Origin of the sequence: Mycobacterium sp., from assembly GCF_035506235.1 — a bacterium.
Classification (GTDB): domain Bacteria; phylum Actinomycetota; class Actinomycetes; order Mycobacteriales; family Mycobacteriaceae; genus Mycobacterium.
The window spans coordinates 16,462-40,079 of record NZ_DATJPU010000266.1 but is presented as its reverse complement, the minus strand read 5'-3'; the positions used below and the strand labels follow the sequence as shown (position 1 = coordinate 40,079).

At 65.5% G+C, this 23,618-nt stretch carries 22 protein-coding genes, 1 tRNA gene and 1 pseudogene; 8 read left to right on the top strand and 16 right to left on the bottom strand.

Annotated elements, in window-relative coordinates; genetic code table 11:
- The 3 genes from VMD50_RS25025 to VMD50_RS25015 all read right to left on the bottom strand — a co-directional run.
- Nucleotides 1-399: DUF7159 family protein (locus VMD50_RS25025; RefSeq protein WP_422656583.1), on the bottom strand; the 399-nt coding region annotated here is incomplete at its 3' end.
- A 108-nt stretch (nt 400-507) separates the two neighbouring features.
- Nucleotides 508-1,080 carry a dCTP deaminase gene (dcd, locus tag VMD50_RS25020; protein ID WP_325431811.1) on the bottom strand — a complete coding sequence of 191 codons (573 nt, stop codon included), beginning with the start codon at nt 1,078-1,080 and terminating at the stop codon, nt 508-510.
- Between the two features lie 35 nt (nt 1,081-1,115).
- Complete coding sequence (locus VMD50_RS25015; protein WP_325431809.1) at nt 1,116-1,757, bottom strand: VldE C-terminal domain-containing protein; 642 nt, start codon at nt 1,755-1,757, stop codon at nt 1,116-1,118.
- A gap of 186 nt (nt 1,758-1,943) precedes the next feature.
- Here VMD50_RS25015 and VMD50_RS25010 point away from each other — a divergent pair.
- From VMD50_RS25010 to VMD50_RS24995, 4 genes are all read left to right on the top strand, one after another.
- Nucleotides 1,944-2,017 (top strand) — tRNA-Gly (locus tag VMD50_RS25010).
- Nucleotides 2,018-2,620: 603 nt separating this feature from the next.
- Nucleotides 2,621-3,619 carry an ATP-binding cassette domain-containing protein gene (locus VMD50_RS25005; RefSeq protein ID WP_325431807.1) on the top strand — a complete coding sequence of 333 codons (999 nt, stop codon included), beginning with the start codon at nt 2,621-2,623 and terminating at the stop codon, nt 3,617-3,619.
- 35 nt (nt 3,620-3,654) lie between these two features.
- Nucleotides 3,655-4,425, top strand: coding sequence for an ABC transporter permease (locus VMD50_RS25000; RefSeq protein ID WP_325431805.1), 771 nt, complete (start codon nt 3,655-3,657; stop codon nt 4,423-4,425).
- The gene (locus tag VMD50_RS24995; protein ID WP_325431803.1) at nt 4,425-5,243 is read left to right on the top strand and encodes an ABC transporter permease; all 819 of its coding nucleotides are present in this window, start codon (nt 4,425-4,427) and stop codon (nt 5,241-5,243) included. The genes VMD50_RS25000 and VMD50_RS24995 overlap by 1 nt, the downstream gene beginning before the upstream one ends.
- A gap of 51 nt (nt 5,244-5,294) precedes the next feature.
- Here VMD50_RS24995 and VMD50_RS24990 read toward each other — a convergent pair whose 3' ends face one another.
- The 8 genes and pseudogenes from VMD50_RS24990 to VMD50_RS24955 all read right to left on the bottom strand — a co-directional run.
- Nucleotides 5,295-6,215, bottom strand: coding sequence for a UbiA family prenyltransferase (locus VMD50_RS24990; protein WP_325431801.1), 921 nt, complete (start codon nt 6,213-6,215; stop codon nt 5,295-5,297).
- Nucleotides 6,212-7,159 carry an AfsA-related hotdog domain-containing protein gene (locus VMD50_RS24985; protein WP_325431799.1) on the bottom strand — a complete coding sequence of 316 codons (948 nt, stop codon included), beginning with the start codon at nt 7,157-7,159 and terminating at the stop codon, nt 6,212-6,214. Before VMD50_RS24985 ends, VMD50_RS24990 begins: the two co-directional genes overlap by 4 nt.
- A gap of 13 nt (nt 7,160-7,172) precedes the next feature.
- Nucleotides 7,173-7,982 (bottom strand): nucleoside-diphosphate kinase, encoded by an 810-nt coding sequence (locus tag VMD50_RS24980; RefSeq protein ID WP_325431797.1) that lies wholly within the window; start codon nt 7,980-7,982, stop codon nt 7,173-7,175.
- Entirely contained in the window at nt 7,982-9,055 is a 1,074-nt protein-coding gene (locus VMD50_RS24975; protein ID WP_325431795.1) for an SDR family oxidoreductase, read from the bottom strand. The genes VMD50_RS24980 and VMD50_RS24975 overlap by 1 nt, the downstream gene beginning before the upstream one ends.
- Nucleotides 9,052-9,294 carry an acyl carrier protein gene (locus VMD50_RS24970; protein WP_325431793.1) on the bottom strand — a complete coding sequence of 81 codons (243 nt, stop codon included), beginning with the start codon at nt 9,292-9,294 and terminating at the stop codon, nt 9,052-9,054. The genes VMD50_RS24975 and VMD50_RS24970 overlap by 4 nt, the downstream gene beginning before the upstream one ends.
- On the bottom strand, nt 9,291-12,581 hold the full coding sequence (locus tag VMD50_RS24965; RefSeq protein ID WP_325431791.1) for an AMP-binding protein: 3,291 nt from the start codon (nt 12,579-12,581) through the stop codon (nt 9,291-9,293). The genes VMD50_RS24970 and VMD50_RS24965 overlap by 4 nt, the downstream gene beginning before the upstream one ends.
- Nucleotides 12,582-12,616: 35 nt before the next feature.
- On the bottom strand, nt 12,617-15,334 hold the full coding sequence (locus tag VMD50_RS24960) for a phosphoenolpyruvate synthase (protein WP_325431789.1): 2,718 nt from the start codon (nt 15,332-15,334) through the stop codon (nt 12,617-12,619).
- A gap of 236 nt (nt 15,335-15,570) precedes the next feature.
- A pseudogene (locus VMD50_RS24955) lies at nt 15,571-15,775 on the bottom strand (hypothetical protein); the annotation flags it as partial.
- Nucleotides 15,776-16,027: 252 nt separating this feature from the next.
- On the opposite strand from VMD50_RS24955, the gene VMD50_RS24950 reads away from it, so the two are divergent.
- Nucleotides 16,028-16,756 carry a ubiquinone/menaquinone biosynthesis methyltransferase gene (locus VMD50_RS24950; protein ID WP_325431787.1) on the top strand — a complete coding sequence of 243 codons (729 nt, stop codon included), beginning with the start codon at nt 16,028-16,030 and terminating at the stop codon, nt 16,754-16,756.
- Nucleotides 16,757-16,788: 32 nt separating this feature from the next.
- On the opposite strand, the gene mtnA is transcribed toward VMD50_RS24950, so the two are convergent.
- Nucleotides 16,789-17,748 carry an S-methyl-5-thioribose-1-phosphate isomerase gene (gene mtnA / locus VMD50_RS24945; protein ID WP_325431786.1) on the bottom strand — a complete coding sequence of 320 codons (960 nt, stop codon included), beginning with the start codon at nt 17,746-17,748 and terminating at the stop codon, nt 16,789-16,791.
- 111 nt (nt 17,749-17,859) lie between these two features.
- Nucleotides 17,860-19,461, bottom strand: a complete 1,602-nt coding sequence (locus tag VMD50_RS24940; protein WP_325431784.1) for a PecA family PE domain-processing aspartic protease — start codon at nt 19,459-19,461, stop codon at nt 17,860-17,862.
- A gap of 175 nt (nt 19,462-19,636) precedes the next feature.
- Here VMD50_RS24940 and VMD50_RS24935 point away from each other — a divergent pair, with 175 nt between their 5' ends.
- The 3 genes from VMD50_RS24935 to VMD50_RS24925 all read left to right on the top strand — a co-directional run bounded on the left by VMD50_RS24935 (nt 19,637) and on the right by VMD50_RS24925 (nt 21,849).
- Nucleotides 19,637-20,398 (top strand): alpha/beta hydrolase family protein, encoded by a 762-nt coding sequence (locus tag VMD50_RS24935; protein WP_325431782.1) that lies wholly within the window; start codon nt 19,637-19,639, stop codon nt 20,396-20,398.
- Between the two features lie 156 nt (nt 20,399-20,554).
- The gene (locus VMD50_RS24930) at nt 20,555-20,893 is read left to right on the top strand and encodes a DUF732 domain-containing protein (protein WP_325431780.1); all 339 of its coding nucleotides are present in this window, start codon (nt 20,555-20,557) and stop codon (nt 20,891-20,893) included.
- 215 nt (nt 20,894-21,108) lie between these two features.
- Entirely contained in the window at nt 21,109-21,849 is a 741-nt protein-coding gene (locus VMD50_RS24925) for a hypothetical protein (protein WP_325431778.1), read from the top strand.
- On the opposite strand, the gene VMD50_RS24920 is transcribed toward VMD50_RS24925, so the two are convergent.
- The 3 genes from VMD50_RS24920 to VMD50_RS24910 form a co-directional block, all read right to left on the bottom strand.
- The gene (locus VMD50_RS24920) at nt 21,840-22,520 is read right to left on the bottom strand and encodes a GAP family protein (protein ID WP_325431776.1); all 681 of its coding nucleotides are present in this window, start codon (nt 22,518-22,520) and stop codon (nt 21,840-21,842) included. The genes VMD50_RS24925 and VMD50_RS24920 overlap by 10 nt on opposite strands.
- Nucleotides 22,521-22,543: 23 nt before the next feature.
- Nucleotides 22,544-23,197 (bottom strand): GAP family protein, encoded by a 654-nt coding sequence (locus VMD50_RS24915; protein ID WP_414686164.1) that lies wholly within the window; start codon nt 23,195-23,197, stop codon nt 22,544-22,546.
- A gap of 64 nt (nt 23,198-23,261) precedes the next feature.
- Nucleotides 23,262-23,567, bottom strand: coding sequence for a hypothetical protein (locus VMD50_RS24910; RefSeq protein ID WP_325431772.1), 306 nt, complete (start codon nt 23,565-23,567; stop codon nt 23,262-23,264).
- Nucleotides 23,568-23,618 lie beyond the last annotated feature (51 nt).

Here is a 23,618-nt window from a genome sequence, read left to right as displayed (position 1 = left end):
CGTCGCGGTCTGCGGCTCGACGTAGAGCACCGCGGTGCGCTCGTAACCGACTGCGCCACCGACGCTTTGGGCCAACGCCGCCGCCGCCAGGAACGCCGACACCAGCATGACGTTCTCGATCTTGTGGGCCGCCAGCGCGTCACGCAACGCGGCCGCCTCGAATTGATCGGTCCACGTCACGCCGATCGCCGACAGCTCCAGGCCGGCATCGGCGGCGCCCTCGCGGGTGCCGAGGATGGCGGCGACTACTTGGTCCGGCGCGCTGGCGGTGGCCGCGTCGTTGGCCGCGGTGACGTCAAAGTCGTCCTCTTCCACCGTGGCGCCGTCGGCGTTCTCCCCCTCCAACACCACCATCTGAATCGATGCCGGTGCCATCGACACCCCGAGCACGATATCCAATACAAACCCCTCCAAAAGTATTGCTGGACAGGGCCATGGTCGGGCGGAGGAGACAACCACGGACAACTCATCATCCCGCAATATGGCTGTGCGGGACCCCTATCGAACCTAGGTACTTCTTATGAAGTTCTGATAGGAGCGGGACGGTGTCGGCCCCCGCTGACCCTGATATTTCGACCCTACGCGCGAGCTGCCGTACGGGTGCTCCGCCGGGCTCGTCAATCGCAGGATGCACAGCTGGCCGATCTTCATGCCCGGCCACAGGGTGATGGGCAGATTCGCGACGTTGGACAGCTCGAGCGTGATGTGCCCGCTGAAGCCGGGGTCGATGAACCCGGCGGTCGAATGGGTCAGCAGACCCAGCCGCCCGAGGGACGACTTGCCCTCCAGGCGGCCCGCGAGGTCCTCGGGCAGGGTGAACAGCTCCAAAGTCGAGCCGAGCACGAACTCGCCGGGATGCAGCACGAACGGTTCGCCGTCAACGGGTTCCACCAGGCTCGTCAGCTCGTCCTGCTGCTGCGCGGGGTCGATGTGGGTGTAGCGGGTGTTGTTGAAGACCCGGAACATGCAGTCGAGGCGAACGTCAATGCTGGACGGCTGCACCAACGTGTCGTCGTAGGGGTCGATGCCCAAGCGCCCGGCGGTGATTTCGGCCCTGAGGTCACGATCGGAGAGCAGCACCCGCTGAGCCTATCCGGGTGTCAGCCGTCCCGCCTTCAGTCCACGAGGTACATCTCCCCACCCTTGGGGTATCCGCCTCCGGTTGTCGTGACGTGGACGTGGTCGTAGTGGCCGAGCCTGCTCACCTGCGCTCCGGTGGGCGTGTAGTAGACGCCGCGCCAGATCGCGTCCTGGATCCCGAACCGATCCGCGTTGCGCAGCACGTACGCGACGATCGCGTTTCCCAGCGCTATGCCGTCGGCGCTGCCAGGGTCGGGAATCATCACGTCGATCGCCAAGCCAAGCGGATGCCAGGGCAGCGGATCCGGTCGAACGCCGCCCATCGCGTGAATCTGGGGGAACGCGGCGGTGATGCTGCGCGCCGTCAGGATCGTCCTGACTTGGAGGCCCTGCTCCGGTGCGACGTCAGCGAGCAAGAAGCGCGATCGCGTGTGATACCTCGACGCCGCCAACTGGCCGTCGGCGAAACCGGCTGCTTTACGGGACGTATTCGGTGCCGCCGCCACGATTTGCAAGCAGCACGGGGCAATGTCGTCGATAACGGGTTTGGCCTCGACGGGGGCGACTGAAGGGCGGACGTCCCCCGCTGCGGCGAAGAAGACGGCCGCGGGAGCGAGCATGGCAGCCAGCACTACTGGTGGCTTGCGTCGCTTCTTGGCTAATCGATGCCGGCCCATCCCGAGCACATTACGGCCAGATCACGAAATAATAAATCGCGAATTGCCATGAACAGCGGACGAGCCGGTTGAGACATTCGGTTGACGCCCGGAAGCGAGGTATTAATCGGGTCGCTTACCCGGTGGCCGGCCGGAGCGCCCGGCGAGCGGGTCCGGCGGCGGATGCTAGCCTTTCGGGGCAACCGCGCCGATGTAGTTCAATGGCAGAACATCAGCTTCCCAAGCTGAATACGCGGGTTCGATTCCCGTCATCGGCTCCACAGTTTCGGCAGGTCATTCCTGAAGGAATGACCTGCGGAAGCTGGGGGCGGAAGCTGGGTGCCCGAATCCGTTTGCTGTCGGTTCCTGACGATCAGCCCCTGGTTCCTGTGACTTTCGCCACTACCCGTAGGACTCACACACGCGATTGGCTGCCACTATGCTTCGCAGGATTCTCGTGGCATGGCCAATTGTGGTTTTCATGGTATGCACACCTCTGATTTTCATAGCTGGACGGGTGTGGGGCCAGACGACTACAGCCATCCCCACTAATCCGAACATAGGCTGCGAGACGATCCACTGGCGTTTTCTGGGCAGCCAACGACGCACGGTCTGCGACGAACCGTGACGGCCAGACGGGGGTTGGGACCGCACCCGCGTTGTCTGTGGGTGCCAGCGCAGTGCGTCCCGTGCAGCAGCACCTATTCGTGTAGCGGCGGGGGCGGCTACTACGTGGACACGACGATCGTGGCGCAAGAGCAGTACATCGTGTTCGACTACAACGTCCTGCCCGACGAGCCGGGTTGGCTCCGTCCGGGCACCAACATCCTGAAATGACACGGACCGCACCGAGAATCCCGTCGGCGCCGAGCTATAGCAACGCGATGTCAGAGTCCGGAAAAGGTGTTGAGGTCGAAGGCATCAGCAAGTCGTTCGGTTCGGTTACCGCGTTGCAGAACATCTCTTTCGAGGTAGGTTGCGGCGAGGTCGTAGCTTTGCTCGGCCCCAACGGCGCCGGTAAGACGATCACTGTGGAGATCCTGGCGACCCTGACCAAGCCGGACCGGGGCCGGGCCCGGGTGGCCGGTCACGACGTCGTCACAGCGCCGGCGATGGTGCGCCGCTCCATCATGCTGACCGGTCAGCACGTCTCGCTCGACGAGATACTCACCGGCTACGAGAACCTGGTGATGTTCGGTCGTCTACACGGTCTGGATAAGTCGGCGGCTGGGGATCGGGCCCGCGAACTGCTGCGGGAATTCGACCTCGAGGATGCCGCCGACCGCAGAGTGGCCACCTACTCGGGCGGCATGCGCCGCCGCGTCGACATCGCCTGCGGGTTGGTGGTCCGCCCCGAGGTGGTGTTACTGGACGAGCCGACCGCGGGGCTGGATCCACGAAGCCGGCGGGCCATTTGGGAGCTGATCAACACGTTCAAGGGCGCGGGCATTGCGACGCTGCTGACCTCCCAGTACCTCGAGGAGGCCGACGCGCTCAGTGACCGGATCATCGTGCTTGACGGCGGCAGAATCGTCGCGCAGGGAACCGCCGAGAACCTCAAAGAGCGCATCGGCGGGACCTTCTGTGAATTCGTGCCGAAGAAGCCTGCTGACGTCTACGCCATTGCCGAAGCGCTGGGACCACTCCTCCCCGAGACCAGCCGGGCCGCGATTACCCCGGAGTCCGATCGCGTGATCATGCCCGCCCCGGACGGGCCGGGCACACTTGCCGTCGCTTTGGCGCGGCTCAACTCGGCGAGCATCGAATTGGCCGAAATCGCTCTGCGCAGGCCGTCGCTCGACGACGTGTTTCTTTCGTTGACCGGACATGCCGATGGCGGCGGTGCCCGTGAACCCGATGCTGCAGACGAGGCCGTCTTGTGAGGGGCGTGACTGCCACCGGAACATCGCCGTCCGGGATGCGGCAGTGGTGGGTACTGACGGTGCGACTGATCGCTCCAACCTTGCGCAACGGCGAGGTGGCCGTGGGCGTGGCCGTCACGGTGGCGGTGACGGCGAGCATCTATATCCCACTGCATCGCCTCATGGATGGTCCGGATCTGGGGATGAGCAGTTACGCGCAGTTCCTGGTGCCCCTAATCGCGTTGCAGGCCATCTCCTTCGCGTCGATCTCCACCGCTTTTCGAGCCGCAACTGACTCAGTCGCGGGGATCAACCGCCGTTTCCGGTCCTTGCCCGTCCCGGTGCTGACGCCGTTGGCCGCCCGAATCACTGCGAGCGTCTACCGCTGCGCTCTCGGGCTGGCCGTTGCGCTGGCATGTGGATATGTAATCGGCTTTCGCTTTCACCGCGGATCGGTTTACGCCGCGGTGTTCTGTCTGCTGGCGCTGCTCACCGGCCTGGCTCTCGCCCTGCTCGGCGACACCCTCGGCACGCAATCGCGGGATCCTGGGGCGACTGCGCAGTGGCTGTTGTTGCCGCAGTTGATATTTGGGTTCCTGTCGGTCGGAATTCAACCGCTGCACCGGTTTCCGGACTGGATTCAGCCGATTGTCCACTGTCAACCCATCTCTCGGATTGTGGATGCGTTGCGGGCACTCGCCGGTGACTCTGGTGACGGGGTAGCCCCAGTTAGCTGGTCTGTGATCGGACCGGCCCTGGCGTGGGTGGTGGGGACCATGGCAGTGACACTGCCCTGGGCGTTCGTGGTCTACCGGAGGAGAGCCTGATGGCGGTACTCGCCGACGCGCCCCTTGGCGCCAAGGGGCGTTCACCAAACCCGCTGAATGGCCTGATCTCGGAGACCCGGGTGCTCACATGGAGGCTGCTCCTCCGGTCGGCTCGGACTCCCATGACGCTCGTTCACGGCGTGCTGCTGCCGGCGTCGTTTCTGCTCATGCTCAAGGTCGTCTTCGGCGACTCCATCACCACGATTACCGGTCAGAACTCGATCTACCGCAGCGTGGCGCTGGTGGCCCTGCTTTCGGCGATGTCAGGTTCCTCAACAGGTATGGTCGGCATCAATACCGAGCGCCTCGGCGGGTTTCTAGGCCGATTGTGGGCGCTGCCCATTCATCGCGCCGCAGGACTGGTCGCTCGATTGGGGGGCGAAACGGTGCGGCTGGTCTTCACAACGCTGGTCATCCTGGGCGTCGGCCTCGCGCTCGGGTTCCGCTTCCATCGTGGGACGGCCGGTGCGTTGCTGTGGGTGGCGCTTCCGGTGATCTTCGGCGTGGCGTTTGCGGCGCTGTCCACTACCGCCGCGCTGTACTGGCCCAAAGCCATCATGGTGGAGGCGACGCAGCCGGTGATCGTTCTGAGTGTCACTTTCTGCACGGGGTTCGTGCCGTCGAACATGTACCCCGACTGGGTTCAGCCGGTGGTCCGCAACCAACCGATGTCGCTTGCTGACGATGCGATGCGCGGACTGTCGGCGGGCGGGCCGGTGTGGTCGCCGATGATGGGCTGTCTGCTGTGGTGTGCCGCCATCGTCCTGGTGTGCCTGTGGCCGATGATGGTCGGTTACCGCAAGGCGAGCACCAGTTGATCGCGGTCGCGATGCGATCAGTTGCGCGAGCGCACAGCGGTACTGCTTACCTCAGTGCACGAGGCCCTGGCCGACGATGCTCAGATAGAAGACGATGACGAAGACCGCCGGCAAACTTCGGGGATGATCCCCTACCCGGGCACGCAGGAAACTCCACGCTGACACCAACGGCAAGGCCGCGGTCGCCAGTGGAAGCCACGCTATCGGCCAGCGGTACCCGGCCCATGACCACGGCATGGTCACCAGGATCTCCGCGAACACCGCGAAAAGCCCGAAGCCACAGGCCACCAACGCACTGGCAGTGACCCCGAGCAACTCCGAGTAGGAGTGCGGGTCGTTTACGACGCCGCCCGCATCGGCCACGCGCGTGATCTTCCTGGCGAACTCCACATGCAGCAGCGCGCTGGTGAACACCAACGGCACGGCGGCGAGCCGCCACCAGGGCGCCTCACCGATTCCGGGGCAGCCCGTCATCGAGAAGCCAGTAACCAGGAACTGTGCAGGACAGACCGCAGCCAGGTTGGCAATCGCGTTGTCGCGCAGCATATTTACCTTTGTTTCCAGCCACCACAACACCAGGCTGTACGCCAGAGTGGCCGCGAGCAGTGCGACGGCCCATGGCGATACCGCCGCGGCCAAAGCCAGCGCGGCGCCGGCCGCCGGAACCATCGCCCGGCGAAGTTCACTCGTGGTGATCCGACCCTGCACCAACGGACGTGTCGGGTGGTGGCGCATGTCGTAGTCGAGATCCTTTTGATCGTCGACCATCCGCATGAAAGCACCGGCCGCCATCAGCGCCAGTGCTTTCGTCGCGGTACCCCACGACGGACGCCACGGGCCGGTCGACCCGCCGACGACGACGGTGATGCTCTCCGCCGCGACCACCCACAGAGCCAGATAGACCGGGTAGACGGGGAGGCATCGCTCGACGAGAAAGGCTCCGATACGCCCGGTGCGCGCGGAGACCGTCATTGCGAGGGATCTGTTTCGTCGGTGTCGTCCGCGGTGACGAATGCCAACTCCACCGTCGCCCGTGTCTGACCGGACTGGTTCACCTCTCCGCGGAAAACCAGCGCGTCATCGGCGGGTGTCAGTGCGACGTCGTTCACTGCATCCATTTCGGCGAAGGAGTGGAAGTCACATCGCAGCCGCGTCGGTCCGACAGTCATCGCGGCTCGGGCCCCCAGCTCGGCAAGCGAAAGTTGCCGGCAAGCCTCGAGAATCAGCCCGCCGGGCAGGTGGTCGAGTGGGTGGTCGAAGAACGTTGGATTGTGGATGTCCACCACAATGGGCGCACGTGCCGAACCGTCACCGCTGAGGTGAACCGGCTTGCCGATCACGACGTTTGCCGAGCGCGTCCGGCCCACGGTCAGCGGATCGGTCGCGGACGGCTGCGCCACCGGTTCCCATCGCGATCCGGCACGCATCCGCTGCCATGCCTCCTCCGGCATCCACCCGAACGCGCCGGACAATTCCATCGCCTTGGTCCCGCCCCAGGCCGCTATCGCGGTAATGTCCAGACCGTTGATGTGCGCTTCCTCTCCTCGCCGAATTTCTTTTCGGACGACGATATTGAACTCGACATCGAGATGTTCCGGTCCGGATTCGAGCACACCCAAATCCAGGACGGAGAACTCGTAATAACGCACGGTGTGGTGGAAGTCGAGAGGTACGTCGTAGAGCAGGTGGCTGGCGGCGATGCACCCTTGCCGGAGAGCTTCCAGCACAAGAAGGGGATCGTAATAGCCCGATTGCCGACCGACGGAGTCCGCGTGGAAGCTGTGCCGGCCCGGCAGTCGGGCATGCGCAGTCCAGCCGTTGGCGTCGGCGCCGACGGAGGTGACGAACGCTTCAGCGACCACCCGTTTATGCACCAGCTCAGGCGCAACTGGGCGAAACTTGTTCCCTGCGTCCATCTTCACCTCGCTCTCAATGTCGATGCATCGGCAAATAGGACGCTTCGATCACCGTGGTGAACCAGGGATCGAGGCGAATACCCCGCCTGCCCGCCTCGTCGAGAGCGCTCAACCACTGGCTCCCCGATTTCGGGCGTTCCGTCATGCCGATGCGCATCAGCTCAGTGAAGATCGCGTCCTGCGCTGTCGTGAGGTCACCGCTCTTGCGGTCCACGCCGGACTCGATGCGGTCGACGATCCGGACCGCCTCCGCTGAGGCGCCCGCACCGGTTGCACATGCCGAAATAACCTCGCTGAGAAGAGGTTCGGCAAAGTAGATGCTGAGCTCTCGCAACACTTCGTCTGGGTTGTCGGGAGTATGGATCAGATTGAGCAGATACGTTCCTGCACCCAACTCATGCCGCAGCTGACCCGGTTCTCTGCATGCCGGATCGGCGGGCCCCTTGTCGGCAGTCAAGCGGACCGAGACCGGCTGAGCATCGTCGGGATGGGTGACGATCAGGACAACGGCTGGCGACAAACCCGCGAGGCGGTCGGCAAGCCGTCGCCGTTCCCGAGTCGCGTCATGCCAATTGAAGTACCAGAGCGCGCGGATGTGCAGCCCCGTGAATTGCACCGGGTACGCGCCGACGATCCGGTATCCGTGGTCGAGAAGCCACGAAACGGCGGGCCGCATTGCCCCTGTGATTGCGGCGTCGGGTTTCAGGAGCAACAGCGCGTTCCGGCGAGCGAATGCACCGGGGTCGATCTTTAGCGCGGCAAGGGCATCGCACGTTTCCAGGAAGTAGGTATCGCAGTCATACCGTCTGGCAGCGCCGGTCATCAACAGCTCCTCATCAGTTGCAGACCGGCCAGCACGTCGGCCACCGTGGGCTCCGCCTTACCGAGATAGCCGGTCTGCAAGCAGGAATCGAGCACGCGCCGCATGTACCCGGCACCTATCGGCGGAGGCACCACACCGAGCCGATCGCGGGTGTTGGTGCTGTCGAAGTGTGGGCGACGATGCAGATACGTCGTGTACAGAGTTCCGACTTTGTGGAAGTAGCCACGTTCGATGTCGTCCAGATCGTCCGGACTGAAGGTACTCGGGGGCACCAGATCGACCATCCTGAGGCTGGGATATTCGGCGAGCACGTCGCTCATCGACTGCAGCGAAACCGCGTTCGCACCCACTGCGTGGAAGGTATAGCCGACGTTATCCTCGAACCTCTCCACGGCGTTGACGACGGTACCCGCGACGTGGCCGATCGGGGACAGCGCCAGCGTGGCCGCATAGTTGCCCGGCAGTGTTCGCAGCTTGCCTTCGGCGATGAGCTTCAGCACCGGGTAGATGTGTTTGTGCACCCGGCTTTGACCGGTGCGGTATTCGCCGGACACGATCCCGGGCCGCACGATGGCCCACTGCAGCCCCGCCGCGTGCACGAGATGCTCGGCCTGGAATTTGCTGCGCTCGTAGTCATTTCCGAAAGACTGCCCGATGTCGAGTTGATCCTCGCGGAACGTCCCGTCGAACTCGCCGCAGACGTAGGCCGTGCTGACATAGATGATGCCGGCGTCCCAACTCTGTGCCAGCTCAAGCGCGTTCGCCGTTCCCTCGACGTTCAGCTCGGTGTATCGGTGTTCAGGCAGACCGAATTCGGTCAGCGCGGCACAATGAACGACCAATCCGACCTGGTCAACTAACTGCGAGACCAGCCTGCGCTCGAGCCCGAAACCCGCGCTCCGGACATCGCCCCGCAGCACATGCGCCGGATCTACTCGGCGGCCATTGTTGGCGATGATCTCAACATGGTCGTGTACCAGGGCCACCACGTTGTGACCTCGCTTGGTCAGGCGGTGGACGACCTCGGCGCCGACGTGTCCGGCGGCCCCGGTAACGAGTACAGCCGTCTTCATGACGAGTCCTGTTGCTTCCGAACGAGATTGACGAGATCACCCACCGTGGAGACACCGGCCAGCGATTCCGGGGTGAGCGGCGGCAGGCCGAACGCGCGTTCGAGGGCGATCGACAGCTCGAGCAACCGGAGCGACGTGTACCCGAGGTCGACCATGAGGGTGTCATGGAGATGGGGATCATTGGCGGCGGGGGCCATGGCCGCGACAAGGGCGAGTACCTCCTTCTCGATCACGCTCACCGCTGCTCCCCCGGCTGGGCGCCGCCACTGGCCAGCAGATCCCTGGTTTCGTCGAGTTCGACGTCGGCATCGAGGTATGCGCCCATCCGCAGCCACTGATACCCACGGCGGAGGGTCTGCTGCCACTCTTCCCGCGACGCAAACGATGCGGGGAACGCCTCTCCCCCGGTGGCCTGCCGCACGTGCGCCACGAAAGTGTCGAGATCCGCCTGTGCGCGGAGCGCTTCATCGCGGTCCCGGATCGACAGCTGCATCAGACCGCGGGCAGTCTCTGCCAGGTGGCGATGCCCGGGCACGAGCTGCTCGAGGGCGTCGAAAAGCACGGGGTCACCCGGCAATGGGGTGATTCCCCACGCGCTGGCGAGAATGCGGACGGCCATGACGGCTATGCGGCGTCCGCACAGCGACGCCACGCGCCACTGTTCGTCCTTGACCGCGCCGTTGAAGTCTTCGCGGGCGTTCTCCAGCACCATGTTCGCCAGCATCAATGCACCCGCGCATTCAGCGAACGCCTTTGCAAGCAGCGGAGATCGCGCGATATCGCCGTCGGTGGGGGCGCCGTCGATCGTGATGACCGGCCGTCGCGTCGACGGCAACGGGGTCAGGGGTCGATCGGGCTCGCACATGGCAGCCACCGGCCGGATCACTCCCGCACCGCGCCATGCCAGGGCGATGAGCCCGTATCGGGCGAATACCCGGATGTGCTGGCTCGTGGCTTGGGTGGAGGCGACGGTCTGACCGAACACCACATGTCGCCAGGAGTCGGCGCATGCGGCGGACAACACGAACACGTCTGCGTTGTTACGCACGACGTGCGTGGTGGACCCGATCGGCCACGTCGTCACCCCGGGGACGCGCTTGAGGATGACGTTGGCGGGATCGAGCGTGACCGTCGGCCCGCCGAGTCGCGCCGCCAGGTCCAGCAGCCGTTCGATCAACTCGCGGCGTCCACCCGCCGTGATGTGCGCATAGTCGAGAACCTGGTACGCGTCGAGCAATTCACCCATGGCCCGGTCGGCTTGCGTTCGCAACCGGGCGATCTGCTGCGGGAGCCACTTGACCTCGAGATAGCCCTCGCCGTGCTCGGCGAGGAAGGCTTTCATGGCCTGTACCAACCCTTCCCGGGCCCAGCTCACCGCCTCCTCCTCGTGGTCCAGGGCGACGAGGGCGGCACTGTGGCGCAGGCAATGGCCGGACCGTCCCCGCCACCACACCGCGGTCAGCTCCGTCACCTCCCGGTAGGAGACGATCTCGAGGAGCCCCCCGTAATGCGGCCCGACGCGCAGGGGCACGCCCCGAAGGAATCGCTGAACTCGGTTGAGCACGTCCTCCGTGACACCCTTCAACGACCCGGTGTCGATCGCGCTCCTGACTCGCAGCAGCCGCTTGCGCACCTGGTCGTGTGACTGCGCGCGAATCTCGACCCGGTGGCCGTCCACGAACAGCACGGTCGGCATCACCGCCCGCTTGGCCGTCCCCGGAACCAACAGCAGGAAGTCGATGTCGGAGCCTGCATTTCCGAAACCCTCGGCGAGCGAGCCTTCGAAATGCACTGTGGCGTCGTCCGGTACCACCGCCATGGCGCGCGCACTCTCGAACAGTGATCGCACCTGTTCGAGCTCGCGTGATTGGTGCCGAGGGTCACGGTCCGCCACCAGTTCGGCCCCGGTGAGGCGCCCCGACCGCCATTGCTGCCACATGTATGACCGACGAGGTTTACCGCTCGAGGTTCGCAACAGTCCGCCGCGGGGAACGCTGATGAACCACAGCGGCGTGTCGTCACCTGCATGTGCACGTACCGCCGTGATTCCCGCGCTGATCGTGTCGGCAGACATTGGCGCTGAGGGCGTTTCGAACAACACCGCGATGCCTGGCAAGTCGCCGTCGTTGACAGCGACGGTGACCAGTCGACCCGGCCGCAGGCCCATCGCCTCAGCCGCGGCGACGTCGAGATCCTCGGCGAACACAGTGCGCCCGTTGATTTTCAAGCTTGTCCCCATCCGGCCGAGAACGTGGAGCTGCCCGTCAATAAGGAAGCCGGCGTCTCCGGTGTAGAGGTCACCACGCTCAAACCGGGTCGCGCTACCGGGATCGCCGCGGTAGCCGTGCGCCACACAAGGCCCGGAGAGGACGATTTCACCCAAAGTCCCCTCGGGTGCAACGGCTCCGGACTCATCGATGATGCGGACGGCGTGGTCGGGTATCGGCCGACCGACGGAGACGACCCAGTCGGGTGACGATTCGGCCGCCAACCCGTCGCTGGTGCGGCCGAGCACATGTACAGGCCGGCCGGGGCGGAGGGCGGATCTGTCGATCCGAGTCATCCGGATCGGCTCGCCGAGACGTTGGCCAGTGGCTATCAAGGTCATCTCCGCCAGCCCGTACGACGGGAGAAACGCTGACGGCGAAAAGCCATGGCCTGCAGTCAGCTCGGCGAATGCCCGCAGGTGCGCGGGATTGATCCGATCGGCTCCGATCACCATCGTGCGCAGCCCGGACAGATCGATGTCACCGAGATCCTGCGGTGTGAGCCTGCGGCTCACATACTCCAATCCGAACGACGGCGAAACAGTGTGCTCTGCGAGGGCCGCTGCCTGCAGCCATCGGAGGGGGTCGCGGATGAACTGATCCGGACGCAGCAGACGAATCTCGTACTGACCGGGGACGGAGAGGAACAACCCTCCGATGAGGCCCATGTCGTGATACAGCGGCAGCCACGAGGCACCGCGTTCGCCGGGTTTTGTATCGCACATCGAATGGATGGCGCGGAGGTTGGTGACGAGGTTGCGCCAGCTAACGCGGACTCCGCGCGGGGCTTCCGTCGATCCCGATGTCATCTGCAGCATTACGAACGGCCCGGGCTCAGCCAACCTTTCCAGCGGAGCAACGTCTGGAACCTGCCCCAGCAGAGACACATTCGGCGGCTCGGCCATGCCGGAGATCGCCCGGTTCACCGTCTGGGCGAATGCCCGCGAACTGACCACGACACGCGCCCCGGATGCCGTGAGGATGCCGCGCAGGCGATCGGCGTATCGGTCCGGATGCTCGAACTGTGGTGGCGTGATAGGTGTCAGGGTCCCGCCCGCGGCCAGCACGCCGAACATGGTCGCCACACAAAGGCGAGACGTCGGTATCAGGACGCCCACAGTGGTACCGGAACCGACGCCATCAGCGATCAGCAGTTGCGCGATACGCCGCGCGTCATCCGCAAGTGCCGGATACGGGACGAAATCCCATCCGCCGTCATCGGTCGCCAGATGTATTCCGGTGTCGGGCCGCGGTGACATCAACCACCCTCGCAGTGCAGCGGCATCGTCCGGCGTCAGGCCGGGCATGATTGCTGCCCTTCCAGGACCACGACGCGACCGGCCGCACCGTCCACACTGACCGTCATTCCGGTTCTGATGGCTTTGGTCAGACCGTCGATTTGCACGACGGTTGGGATACCGAGTTCGCGGGCGATGATCGCCACGTGTGTGAGGGGCGATGCGCGTTCGATGAGTAATGCCGAGGCGAACGGGAGTGCTGCTGCCCAACTGGGCTCGGTTCGGTACGCCACCAGGACGCCGCCGGAGAATTCCTCGGGTTTCTCGACGATCACCACCCGGCCGGTCACCACCCCCGGACTTGACGGTGTGCCGGTCAGCACCGCCCCAACGGGCAGGTACTGGGAATCCGTGCGTTGGCGCCAGCCGGCTATTTCCAACTCCTGCTGCGTGTAGCGGGATCCGGTGGTGGTGAAACGGACAGGGGCCGCAAAGCGCCGGTAGGATTCTTCGAGAATCTTGCGTTTGGCGACGACGGTTCGCGCCCGGCCGCCGGACATGGCGCCCTCGTACACCTCGAAAAGTTCGTCAAGACGCAGCTGAAAGATGTCGGTTCGGCTGTCGATGATCCCACGTTGTTCGAGGTCGCGTCCCATCACCGCGGCGAGCGATTTGATGATTCCGAAACCGCGGGTGCGGCAGAAGCGAAGGTGCTCGCGATACGTCGCCGCCCGTTGAATTTTCCCGCGCAGCGCATCAAACACCTTGCGGCGCGGCCCACGCAGGTGCGCGTCGAGGTAGTCCTGAGCCAAATCGCTCACTCGTTGGTTGTCGTCGGCGGTCTTCATCCTCAGCATGTGGAAGAGACCTGCCGGGTCGTGCCGCAGGTCCGGCGCTTCGAGCTTGAGTTCGTCACGACAGCGGTATCCGAACTTGTCGATGTAGTCATCGATTTTTCGTTGAAGCTCTTGCCATTCCGGAGGGCCGGACGTTTCAGCTTGCTCGACGAGGCGGGGGTAGGCAACGGTAGGGTCAACCGAGTCGATGAATGTCCTCAAGGCCGGGACCGAGTCCACGAATTCCGCGATACCGACCAGCGCTCTGGCGGGTTCGACGGATTCGACGTCGACTCCGGGATTGAGCAGGGCGAATCCGACCCACTCGGGCGCCCTGGGCAGAAAAACCTTCATCAGGACGGCGAGGATGCCGACCGACGTCAACAGGATGGCGTCCAGAACCAACATCGGACCCCAAATGTCGGCCACCTCGTGGTGAGTCTGTCGGAAGTGCCGGTACGCATGGGTCCCGTCGAGGCCGGAGACGTCCGAGAGGCCCTGGCGTGCGATGAAGGCTGCGAAAGTCCTGTCGAAGTCCCGAACCATCGAATCGATTAACAGAAAGCGCCGGGCATAAGTGAATGCCGTGCGTGTCCGTGAGACCACTCTGGCGGCCAGCGAGGGAAAGACGAACGGGTGCAGGTTTTCTGCCATCGCACGGTCGAGCGGCTCACTCACGCCCAGGGCGAGTTCCAGGACACGCCGATTCAGCGCGTACCCCGGCGCGATGCCCACCATGCGGTACCAGTGCAGGAGGTTGTAGTAGACATGGCCATAGAACTGACCAAGCATCACGGGCAGCCACGACTCCATCTGCTCGAGTTGGGCACGCGGTACGTTCAGGCTGCGGGCGTACGCCCGGTAGACATCGCCGTAGAGCTGACGGGCCACGGTGAACGTCAACGGCGAAGTGACCCCGGAGAAGCTTTCGATGATATTCGAGTTGTCCCAGATTCGAAGTTCATCGCCGGCGACTGTCTCACCGAGATGCTCTGCGGCCAAACCAGTCTCTTGGCTGAGGGTGGTGATCGGCCGAGTCTGCAGGATCCATGTGGTGGAACCGTCGTACGCCCATTCCACATCTTGTGGACCGTCGAAATGCTGCTCCAAACGGGAAGCCAGATCGACAAGTGTCGTCCGCAGCGCGGAGCCGATGGCCGATTCCCATTGCCGCCCAGGAGGAACGGCAGCCGTGCCGACGCCGCCCCCCTCACTGGGGGTAACCATGAGCGGTTTAGCAACCACCGTTTCATCGAGCACCTGGTGGGTGTTCTTGTCGACCACAACGGAGTCCGAATCGACGGTTCCGCGAACCAGACCCTCCCCCAGGCCGAGCACGCCATTGATCACGATGTGGTCCGATGAGCCCCTGACCGGGTCCGCAGTGAACATCACCCCGCTGCTCACGGGTTGCACAAATTGCTGAACGATCACGGCGAGGGCAACGTCGCCGAAGCCGAGCCCCCGGGCGTGGCGGTAGTGCGTCACCCGCGGCGAGAACGCCGACGCCCAGCACATCCGGACGGAGTTCTCGACAGCGTCGAGTCCGCTCACGTTGAGAAAACTGTCGTACAGTCCCGCGTATGAATGGCGGGACTCGTCTTCGTGCCGGGCCGACGAGCGCACGGCCACCGTCGGCGTGCCCACATGATCAAGGGCAGCCTCGATGTCATCCCTGATTGCTGACGGGATGGGCGACTCACGCATGGCCGACTCGGCGTAGGCCGCTTCCCGAAGGCGTTCCTCGAGGGTCAGCGGTGCAACGCTAAGGCGTAAGCCGAGAGCGGCCAAGGCAGCCTCGAAGGCATCCGTTCCAAGAATCGCCCACCGCGGTACCGCAAAGCCAGCGGCGGTCAGAGTGTAGAGGTTGCGACCTTTAACACCCGCGAGCACAATGTTTCGACCGCTGGGGGCTTGTTCGCAGGTGACGACTGTCATTGCCCGTCCCGCACAGCTAGTGCCTCCCCGCCTCGAGACGCCGGCGGTAAGAGTAGAACCATCTCTATCGCCCGAAAGCAATTGTTTGCTGCCGACACTCCGACGGTAAGACTGGGTGGTGGCCGACACGAGTGGCTAAAGTCCTTTGAATCCGGCGATTGGCACTGTCGGCGCCCTGTCGGGGACATTGCCGCAGTTGAACTTCGGCTATCAATACCAGTGCATCGGGGTGTTTCTCAGGCGACCTGCGATCCGGCGGTCGCGGTGTTGTCGGCCGGTTCGGCCGGAGTGATGTCGGTGGCCGCTCGAGGAGTTTGCCCTTGTGGAAGACCGCGCCGGCACGGACCCAAGCGAGCAGGTGCGGGCGTTGCCGGCGCGCCAGCGAGCCTCGGCGGCGTCGATCAGCTTGTAGGCCATGGCAATATCGGCAGCCCGCTGATGTCGTCCGTGCAGCGCCATTGTCTCGATCAATCCCAATCGAGTGCATGCGGCCGGCATCAGCAACGGTGGCGGGCTGGCCTTCACTCCTGGATGTCCGTGCGGTCGAGTTAGTCACCATTGACGGTGGGTGGCACGCCTGGCCGTCCTTCGCCACATCGATGATTGGGAGTTTTTACGGCCCCCTCCCGGCTTACGAATCGCCGTGGTACATTCCCGGACTGTCGTACCCCGGGGGTTGTGCGGAGGTTCGCGATGGTCACACGCCGATGGAACCAGTCGGACGAGGCCAAGAGCAGCTACGTCAAGGAGCTGTTTTCGGCGCTGGCGACGCGCTACAACGTGATGACCGATCTGTGGACGCTCGGGCTTCATCGCGTGTGGAAGCGGCAGGCCATGGAGCTCTGCGCCCTCCGTGCCGGCGAACGAGTGCTGGACGTTGCGACCGGGACGGGCGATCTGGCGTTCCTGGAGGCGGCGGCCGTCGGGCCGGAAGGCCAAGTCGTCGGCGTCGACTCCTGCGCGGCGATGCTCGAAGTCGCCCGGGGGCGGCAGCGCGGGCCCGTCGACTTCCACGAGGGCGACGCTACGGACCTGCAGTTCCCGGACGCGTGCTTCGACGTGGTCACGATCGGCTTCGGGCTGCGCAACGTCGCCGATCGCGGCCGGGCGCTGCGCGAGTTCCGGCGGGTCCTGCGGCCGGGCGGCCGGTTGATGGTGCTCGACTTCAGCACGCCGGACTCGAAGGTGTTGAGGCCCCTTCACGACCTGCTCTACTTTCGCCTGATGCCGGCGGTGGGCTGGGCCGTGGCCTGGCATCGCGACGCCCATCATTACACCGCCGATTCGATCCGCACCTGGATGTCGCGGGACGCGCTCAGCCAGGCGATGCGGGAAGCGGGCTTCGTCGACGCCCGCTACGTGTCGCTGAGTACCGGGTTCGCAACGGTCCATTTGGGTATGCGCGCGGCTACCGACGCTTAGCTCCCGAAAGCCTTGGCCCGCAAGGCAGTTCGTCAATAGCGGCCGTGTTCGGTGACGACGGCGGTGATCAGAGCGGCCGGGGTCACGTCGAAGGCGGGGTTGAAGACGTCCGCGTCCGGCGGGGTGATCGCGGTGCCGGTGAACGTCCGCAGTTCGTCGGGCGCGCGTTCCTCGATGGCGATCTCGGCGCCGGTGGCCAGCGACGCGTCGATCGTGGACGACGGCGCGACCACGACAACCGGCACGTTGTGGTGGTGCGCCGCGATGGCCAGGCCGTACGTGCCGATCTTGTTGGCGACGTCGCCGTTGGCCGCGATCCGATCGGCGCCGACGAGCACGCAGTCGACGAGGCCGCGTGCCATCGCCGCCGCCGCGGCGCCGTCCGGCTGCACCCGATAAGGCACGCCCGCCTGCGCCAGCTCCCACGCCGTGAGCCGGGCGCCCTGCAGCAGTGGGCGTGTCTCGTCGACCAGCACAGACTCGACCAGTCCACGCTCGTGCAGATGCCAGACCACGCCGAGCGCGCTGCCCCAGGCCACGGTGGCAAGGTGACCGGCATTGCAGTGGCTGAGCAGCCGCAGCGGGCGGCGGTCGCACAGTTCGAGGACGATCTCGGCGGCGTGGGCGGATGCGGCGCGGTTGAGGCGTTCGTCCTCGTCGAGGATTTCCAGCGCCTCGGCGAGCACGGATTCGGTGCCCTCGTCGAGCTTTTCGAGCGCGCGCGCGACTCCCCAGCCGAGGTTGACAGCGGTCGGCCGTGCCTTCGCGACTCGTTCGGCCGCAGCCCGGACGTCGCCTCCCTCGCGCGCCGCGAGCACCACGCCCAGGGCGCCCGCCGCGCCCAGCGCCGGCGCGCCGCGCACGGCCAGGCGGCGGATCGCGTCGATCAGCTCGTCGACGGTGCGCAGGGTGAGAACGCGAAAGGCCCCCGGCAGCGCGGTCTGGTCGATGATCGTGACCGCGTCGCCGTCCCAATCGATGGTCCTTCGCACTGAGCCGACCCTAGCCCTCGAACCAGTGGAACGAGCCGCAACGTGACGGGCGAACTCGTCATCGTCGGCCCGTCATCGGCTCCGCCTCCGGGGTGTGGCAGCCGCCCGTGCTCAGAAGTCGAAGGTCGTCGTCCCGACGCCGCCGGGGCTGTAACTGATGTACACCGGCCCCAGCGCGAAGGGCACGGACCCCGTATTCATCTGGCCCGGCACAACCAGTGGGCCGTTGGTGGCGGTTGTCGTGTACGAGTACAGCAGCGTCGCACCGTCGTCGGTGTAGACCCCGATGGTCGTTCCCGCCGGCACGCTTCCGGAGGCCTGACCGGTCCCGAGTAGCGATGACGGAATGGATCCGTAGTCGCCACCGGAATCGACCAACGCGGAGACCAGTTGGAAAGGCCCGTCATTGACTCGTACTTCGAAGGTGGTAAGCGGCGCCCCGGAAATTGCAATTCCGGGTAGCGGGTTGGCACCGAATTGCAAGTAACCCTTGGGTTCGTTTATCAGCACACCCTGATTCAATTGGCCCGGCAATGCCGTGATCACAGAGCTGTGCGAGCCCACCGCGTTCGCCCCGATACCCAGGATGCCGTCTGCACCACCGAAAGTGTTGCCTTCCAGCATGTTCACAACGCCGCCGACGGAGATCGGGAACGCAAACATATCGACGTCGACTCCGGTTGGCGCGGTGACGAGCCCATTCCCAAAATTCACCGGTGTGTTGAACGAGAGCCAGATATGTGCGACCCCGTCGCCGTAGGCGATGATGCCGATATTGGTGGGCCAGCCGAGGTGCTGTAGGCCGATGTCCCAGAACGGGATGAGAAGGCCATTTGATCCGGTGTCAACCGTCACGGGCACACTCGGTCCGCCGTTTATGGAGACGTTTACCGCCGGAAATGGACCGTTCATGTGCAGCGGGACGGCTCCGCTCACCAATGAGCCAACGCCGGCGGCCCCGTTGTTGCCGTGCAGGAGGCCGCCGAAGCCTCCGGCGCCGCCGCCGCCGTCATCTCCGCCGGCACCGCCGTCGCCCCCGTGGCCGAACAGAACCGCGTTACCGCCCGAGCCGCCGGCTCCGCCAGCGCCTCCCTGTCCACCGGTCCCACCGGAACCGGCCAGCCACCCACCACGACCACCGGCCCCACCGGCTGCGTGGGCTCCCCCGGCACCCCCGGCACCTCCATTGCCGACCAAGCCGGCCGCACCACCGGCCCCGCCGGCCGCCCACGGCGCCGTGCCCGAATAGCCGGCGCCACCATTGCCAAACAACAGCCCACCGGCCCCACCATTTGGACTCGCGGCCGTGCCGTCTGCGCCGTTGCCGATCAGCGGGCGCCCCAATGCCAGCTCGGTGGGCGCATTGATCACCCGCAACGCGTCCTGCGTGAGGGGCTGCGACGCTTCCTCGACGATCTGCAATGGCGAGGCGTTGGCCGCCTCGGCGGCCACATAAGCCTCCCCGGCGCGACTGAGCGCCTGCACAAAGCGGGTATGAAAAGCCGTCGCCTGCGCGCTCAGCGTCTGATATGCCAGCCCGTGCTGGGAAAGCATTGTCGCAACGGCCGCCGAGACACTGTCCGCAGCAGGCGCCAACGCTCCCGTCGTGGACGCCACCGCCGCCGCGTTGGCCGCGCTGATCGTGGAGCCCACGCTCGCCAAGCCTCTTGCCGCGTCCGTCAACGTCTCGGGCGCCGCGATCACAAACGACATCGGTGTCCTCCCACCGGCTATTCATCAATCCCCCCGGCGAGAAGCAGCACGAATGTACCAGATTCTGTAAGTTATGAAAACCCTTCCTTTCCAGACTATGGGTCGTGAATAGCTCGGATAGCATGAGTCTCGGGTATCCGCACAGCGGACCCAGTCATGGCGTTAGATCTCAGCCATGGGAGAACGCGTCACGTTCCCGAGCTCCACCGGCCCGACCCTGGCGGGCATCATCGAGGTGCCGGAAAGGGCGGTGCGCGGCTGGGGCGTCTTTGCGCACGGGTTCACCCTCGGCAAGGACAGCCCCGCAGCGGCCCGGATATGCAAGCAGTTGGCCTCCGACGGCATCGGCATGCTGCGCTTCGACGCACTGGGCCTCGGCGGATCGGAGGGAGACTGGGGCGACGGGTCGTTCACGGTGAAGGTCGACGACATCGTCAAGGCGTGCGAGTTCATGGCCACCCGCGGGACCCCGGCCGGCATCCTGGTCGGGCACTCGTGGGGCGGCGCGGCCGTGCTCGCCGCGGCGCGTCAGTCACCGGGCGTGCGGTCGGTCGTCACGGTGGCGGCACCGGTTGACCCCAGTCACGTCGAGAAGCACTACGACGCAGTAGTGGACCGCTGTTTGTACGAGGGCAGTGCCGAGTGGATGTTCGGCGGGCGCACGCTGACGCTGAAGCGGGCATTCGTCGAAGATGTCCGGATGGCCCACCTGCGCGACAAGATCAAAGGCTTGCAACTGCCGCTGCTGATCCTGCACTCGCCCACCGACAACACGGTCGGCATCGAGAACGCCAGTGAGATCTTCCGTCTGGCCCGGCACCCGCGCAGCTTCGTCTCGCTCGAAGGCTCCGATCACCTGCTCACCAAACGCGGCCAAGCTCACCGGGCGGCCCGAGTCATCGGCGCGTGGGCCGACGCGTACCTCGGCGATCCCTGACCGATCAGTTATCAAGCGGGACAACGAGTGGCCGCAGCATGGCACCGACGTCACGACGCCGCGTTCGATTCCCACAATTCGTCGCACGGTGCGCACGCCGAACTGCTTTGATATTAGGCGTCCGTCCAATGGGGGGTACTCAAAGGAGAAGTAGCTATGGCAGCACATCAGCGTTATGGCCGGCTTGTGTGCACCGCGCTGGTAGGTGGCCCCCTTCTGATAGCCGGGATCGTCCTGGCCGGTCCGGCACAGGCAGACGCGGTGTCCTATCTTAGCGACCTGCACAACGCCGGGATCCAGGACGTCGCCGGCGGCGATGCGATGCTCTTGCAGACGGGCTCGAGGATCTGCACCCAATTGAGTTACGGCGCAACGCCCGTGCAGCTGAGGAACCTGGCCCTGCAACGCTCCGACACCGACCTCGGCCCCAACGGGCTCACCGTCCAGCAGGCCGACGACCTGATCAACTACGCCAGGATCGATCTGTGCCCGTGAGGGTCGCGTCGGCCTGACAGGCTGGGCCGACGAGCTCCCGCAGACTGCAAACCCTCACTGCAGCGGGCGAAACACCAGCAGCGCCCGGTATTTCGCGGTGAAGGGGGCGTGGCCACAGCTTGGAGTGGCCGGGCGCGCGGGTCGGACCGTGTCGAACAGCGCGCTGGGCGTCCGGATCCAGCGTGCCCAGGGCGCGACGCCTTAAATTGACAACCGTGCGCGCAAACGACTACTCGGCGGCGTGGCTGGAAAACGCCCGACGCCGGGGAGTGCCCGCCGACGTCGTCGCCGAGATCGCCCGGCGGCACCGCATCACGCCGGAGGGCTTTGAGGTCCTCGAGGGGCTGGAGGAGATCCAGGACCCGTACGGCAAGTCCTACTTCCTGCTGCCCCCTGGCATCAGCGGGGACGACGCGTGTACGGCGACGCTGATGACCTACGTCCTCAATGCGGGCACCGATTACGGCAAGACGGGCCGCCGGCGCGCCGACTTTCCCGAGACGCCCTACACCGCCGCCGAGGTCATGCGAATCATCAACCGGCAGTGGGCAAATCGCTGGAGTTACGCCCGCGACGTCAGGTTCGTCCATCGCAACGGTGGGCGCCTCGTGACGACCCCGAACGGCGTCCTCATGGGTGTCGGCGGCAATTGGGTCCAGCGGCAGTTCACCCGGCGGGGCGGCACCACCTGGGGCGACATCTTCATGGTCAACATGGGCATGCTCACCGACCCCGCGGAGCGGCTTCGCCGGATAGTCCGGTCCGGGCACGCCTGGTATCACCTGGACTTGGACCGCGTCCTCCACCACGAGGAGCGGCATTGCCGGCAATGGGCGGCAAAAGGATACCTGGGCATGCTCAGGGCCTACGGCTGGGAACTGGTCCGCGAGTTCGTCTTTGGCGAGACGAACAGGCTCGAAGCCGACGCCGGCCTGTCCGACGGGGGCTATAGGTGATACAGGGCGCGAATCCCGTGGTAGAGCACCATCGCACCGATCACGACCAATAGCGCCGCAAGAAGGGCGGCGTTGTTCTTGTCCATCCAGTTTTTGACCCGCGCCAGCGTCGGGTCGAGCCGCGCACCGGCCGCCGCGTAAGCCAGAATCGGGATCGCGACGCTTGAGGCCGCGACGGCAACGAAGAACGCGGCGGCCAACCAGTCACCGACAAGGCCGAGCCCGCTGGTGCCGATACCCAAACCGGCCGGCACACAGATGAGCGCAACGTCGGGTCTCACGACCGCCAGCACCGCCCCGGTGAGCGTCGCACGGACCGGCGTGATGGTGTCGAACGAACGCAGCCACGCCGGCGACTCGGTGTGGCTGTGCCGGGTAAACCATCGAACGATGCCGTAGAGGATCAGCGCCGACCCGAGGACCACACGCAACCAGGACGACCACCTCGGCGGGGACTTGTCCAGGCCGCCGAGCAGGCCGGAGGCCGCGACGGCCAACGCCGTCAGCGCAACCAGGCCCAGCACCCAACCGGCGAGGAAGGCCAGGCTGCTCGGCCGGGCCCGCGGCGCCTGCAACACCAGCACCGCCGGGATGACCGTGAGCGGCGAGAGCGAGATGACCAGCCCGAGCGGAATCAGCCCGGTCGCCACGGTAACCCAGCTTCCCGCCATGGGCAGCAATCTAGCGTGTCCCGCTACTGCAGCGCGTGAATACCGTTGTAAAGCACCAACAGACCGATCAGGACCAGGATCACCGCGAGCATGGCGGCGTGATTTTGCTCCATCCACACCTTGAGCCGTTCCAGCGCCTCATCGAGGCGTCCACCGGCGCCGACGTAGGCCAGTATCGGTATGGCGACCGTCGATGAGGACACGGCGACGAAGACGGCGCCGGACACCCAGCCGGCCGCCGGGTTGAGGCCACCGGTGCCGATGGCGAGGCCGGCCACCGCGCACAGGATCAGCACCTCGAGCCGTACCGCGGTCAACACGACCCCGGTCACGCCCGCGCGCAGCGGGGTCAGTTTGGCAAACGAGCGCATCCAGGCCGGGCTCTTGCCCTGGCGGTGCCGGGTCAGCCAGCGGACGACGCCGAATACGATCAGCGCCAAGCCCATCGCCACACGCACCCATGACGCCCAGGTCGGCGGCGTCTGGTGCAGACCGCCCAGCAGGTCGGAGGCCGCAACGAACGCCGCGGTGAGGGCGACCATGCCGAGCAGCCACCCGCCGAGGAAGGAGAGGCTGGCCGGCCGCGGGCGGGGCGCGTGAAGGACCAGCACCGCCGGGATGACCGTGATCGGTGAGAGCGCGATGACCAGCCCGAGCGGGATGAGCTTGGTCAGCACGGAAACCAAATTGCCTGCCACGGGCAGCCATCATCGCATTGCCCTGACCCGTCAGCACGGCGAACTAGCCTTTCCGGCGCAGCGTCCAGGCCGGGACCCAGTGCGTCACGGTTTTCCGCTTGGAGCCGTACGCGACGGGATAGGTCACCAGCCCCCACCAGTCACCCTGCTCGCAGACGCCCCAGCAGCTGAGCCGGCCCTCGACGACCTTGTGCAGCTGCAGACCGTTGGGCTGATAACGCCCCGACCGGTGCGGCTCGCGCGGGAAGAGCACCGTCAGGTCGACCAGCACCGCGATCGGCGGACGCACCACCCGAAACGGGTTGCGGACCGGCTGGCCGTTGTATCCGATCGAGGCGAGGTCGCCCATTTATCGATCATACGTTCGAATACCCGCTCGCTTGAATCCTTTTGTTTTCGG

What these genes read in the sequence shown, in the direction of transcription:
- VMD50_RS24980 (WP_325431797.1), bottom strand. Translation starts at nt 7,982, where the DNA reads ATGACCGGCGCTGCCAGACGGTATGACTGCGATACCTACTTCCTGGAA.
- VMD50_RS24950 (WP_325431787.1), top strand. Translation starts at nt 16,028, where the DNA reads ATGGTCACACGCCGATGGAACCAGTCGGACGAGGCCAAGAGCAGCTAC.
- VMD50_RS25005 (WP_325431807.1), top strand. Translation starts at nt 2,621, where the DNA reads ATGTCAGAGTCCGGAAAAGGTGTTGAGGTCGAAGGCATCAGCAAGTCG.
- VMD50_RS25000 (WP_325431805.1), top strand. Translation starts at nt 3,655, where the DNA reads ATGCGGCAGTGGTGGGTACTGACGGTGCGACTGATCGCTCCAACCTTG.
- VMD50_RS24965 (WP_325431791.1), bottom strand. Translation starts at nt 12,581, where the DNA reads ATGTCACCGCGGCCCGACACCGGAATACATCTGGCGACCGATGACGGC.
- VMD50_RS24940 (WP_325431784.1), bottom strand. Translation starts at nt 19,461, where the DNA reads ATGTCGTTTGTGATCGCGGCGCCCGAGACGTTGACGGACGCGGCAAGA.
- VMD50_RS24935 (WP_325431782.1), top strand. Translation starts at nt 19,637, where the DNA reads ATGGGAGAACGCGTCACGTTCCCGAGCTCCACCGGCCCGACCCTGGCG.
- VMD50_RS24960 (WP_325431789.1), bottom strand. Translation starts at nt 15,334, where the DNA reads ATGACAGTCGTCACCTGCGAACAAGCCCCCAGCGGTCGAAACATTGTG.
- VMD50_RS25015 (WP_325431809.1), bottom strand. Translation starts at nt 1,757, where the DNA reads ATGGGCCGGCATCGATTAGCCAAGAAGCGACGCAAGCCACCAGTAGTG.
- VMD50_RS24910 (WP_325431772.1), bottom strand. Translation starts at nt 23,567, where the DNA reads ATGGGCGACCTCGCCTCGATCGGATACAACGGCCAGCCGGTCCGCAAC.
- VMD50_RS24930 (WP_325431780.1), top strand. Translation starts at nt 20,555, where the DNA reads ATGGCAGCACATCAGCGTTATGGCCGGCTTGTGTGCACCGCGCTGGTA.
- VMD50_RS24985 (WP_325431799.1), bottom strand. Translation starts at nt 7,159, where the DNA reads ATGGACGCAGGGAACAAGTTTCGCCCAGTTGCGCCTGAGCTGGTGCAT.
- VMD50_RS24920 (WP_325431776.1), bottom strand. Translation starts at nt 22,520, where the DNA reads ATGGCGGGAAGCTGGGTTACCGTGGCGACCGGGCTGATTCCGCTCGGG.
- VMD50_RS24995 (WP_325431803.1), top strand. Translation starts at nt 4,425, where the DNA reads ATGGCGGTACTCGCCGACGCGCCCCTTGGCGCCAAGGGGCGTTCACCA.
- VMD50_RS24975 (WP_325431795.1), bottom strand. Translation starts at nt 9,055, where the DNA reads ATGAAGACGGCTGTACTCGTTACCGGGGCCGCCGGACACGTCGGCGCC.
- VMD50_RS24990 (WP_325431801.1), bottom strand. Translation starts at nt 6,215, where the DNA reads ATGACGGTCTCCGCGCGCACCGGGCGTATCGGAGCCTTTCTCGTCGAG.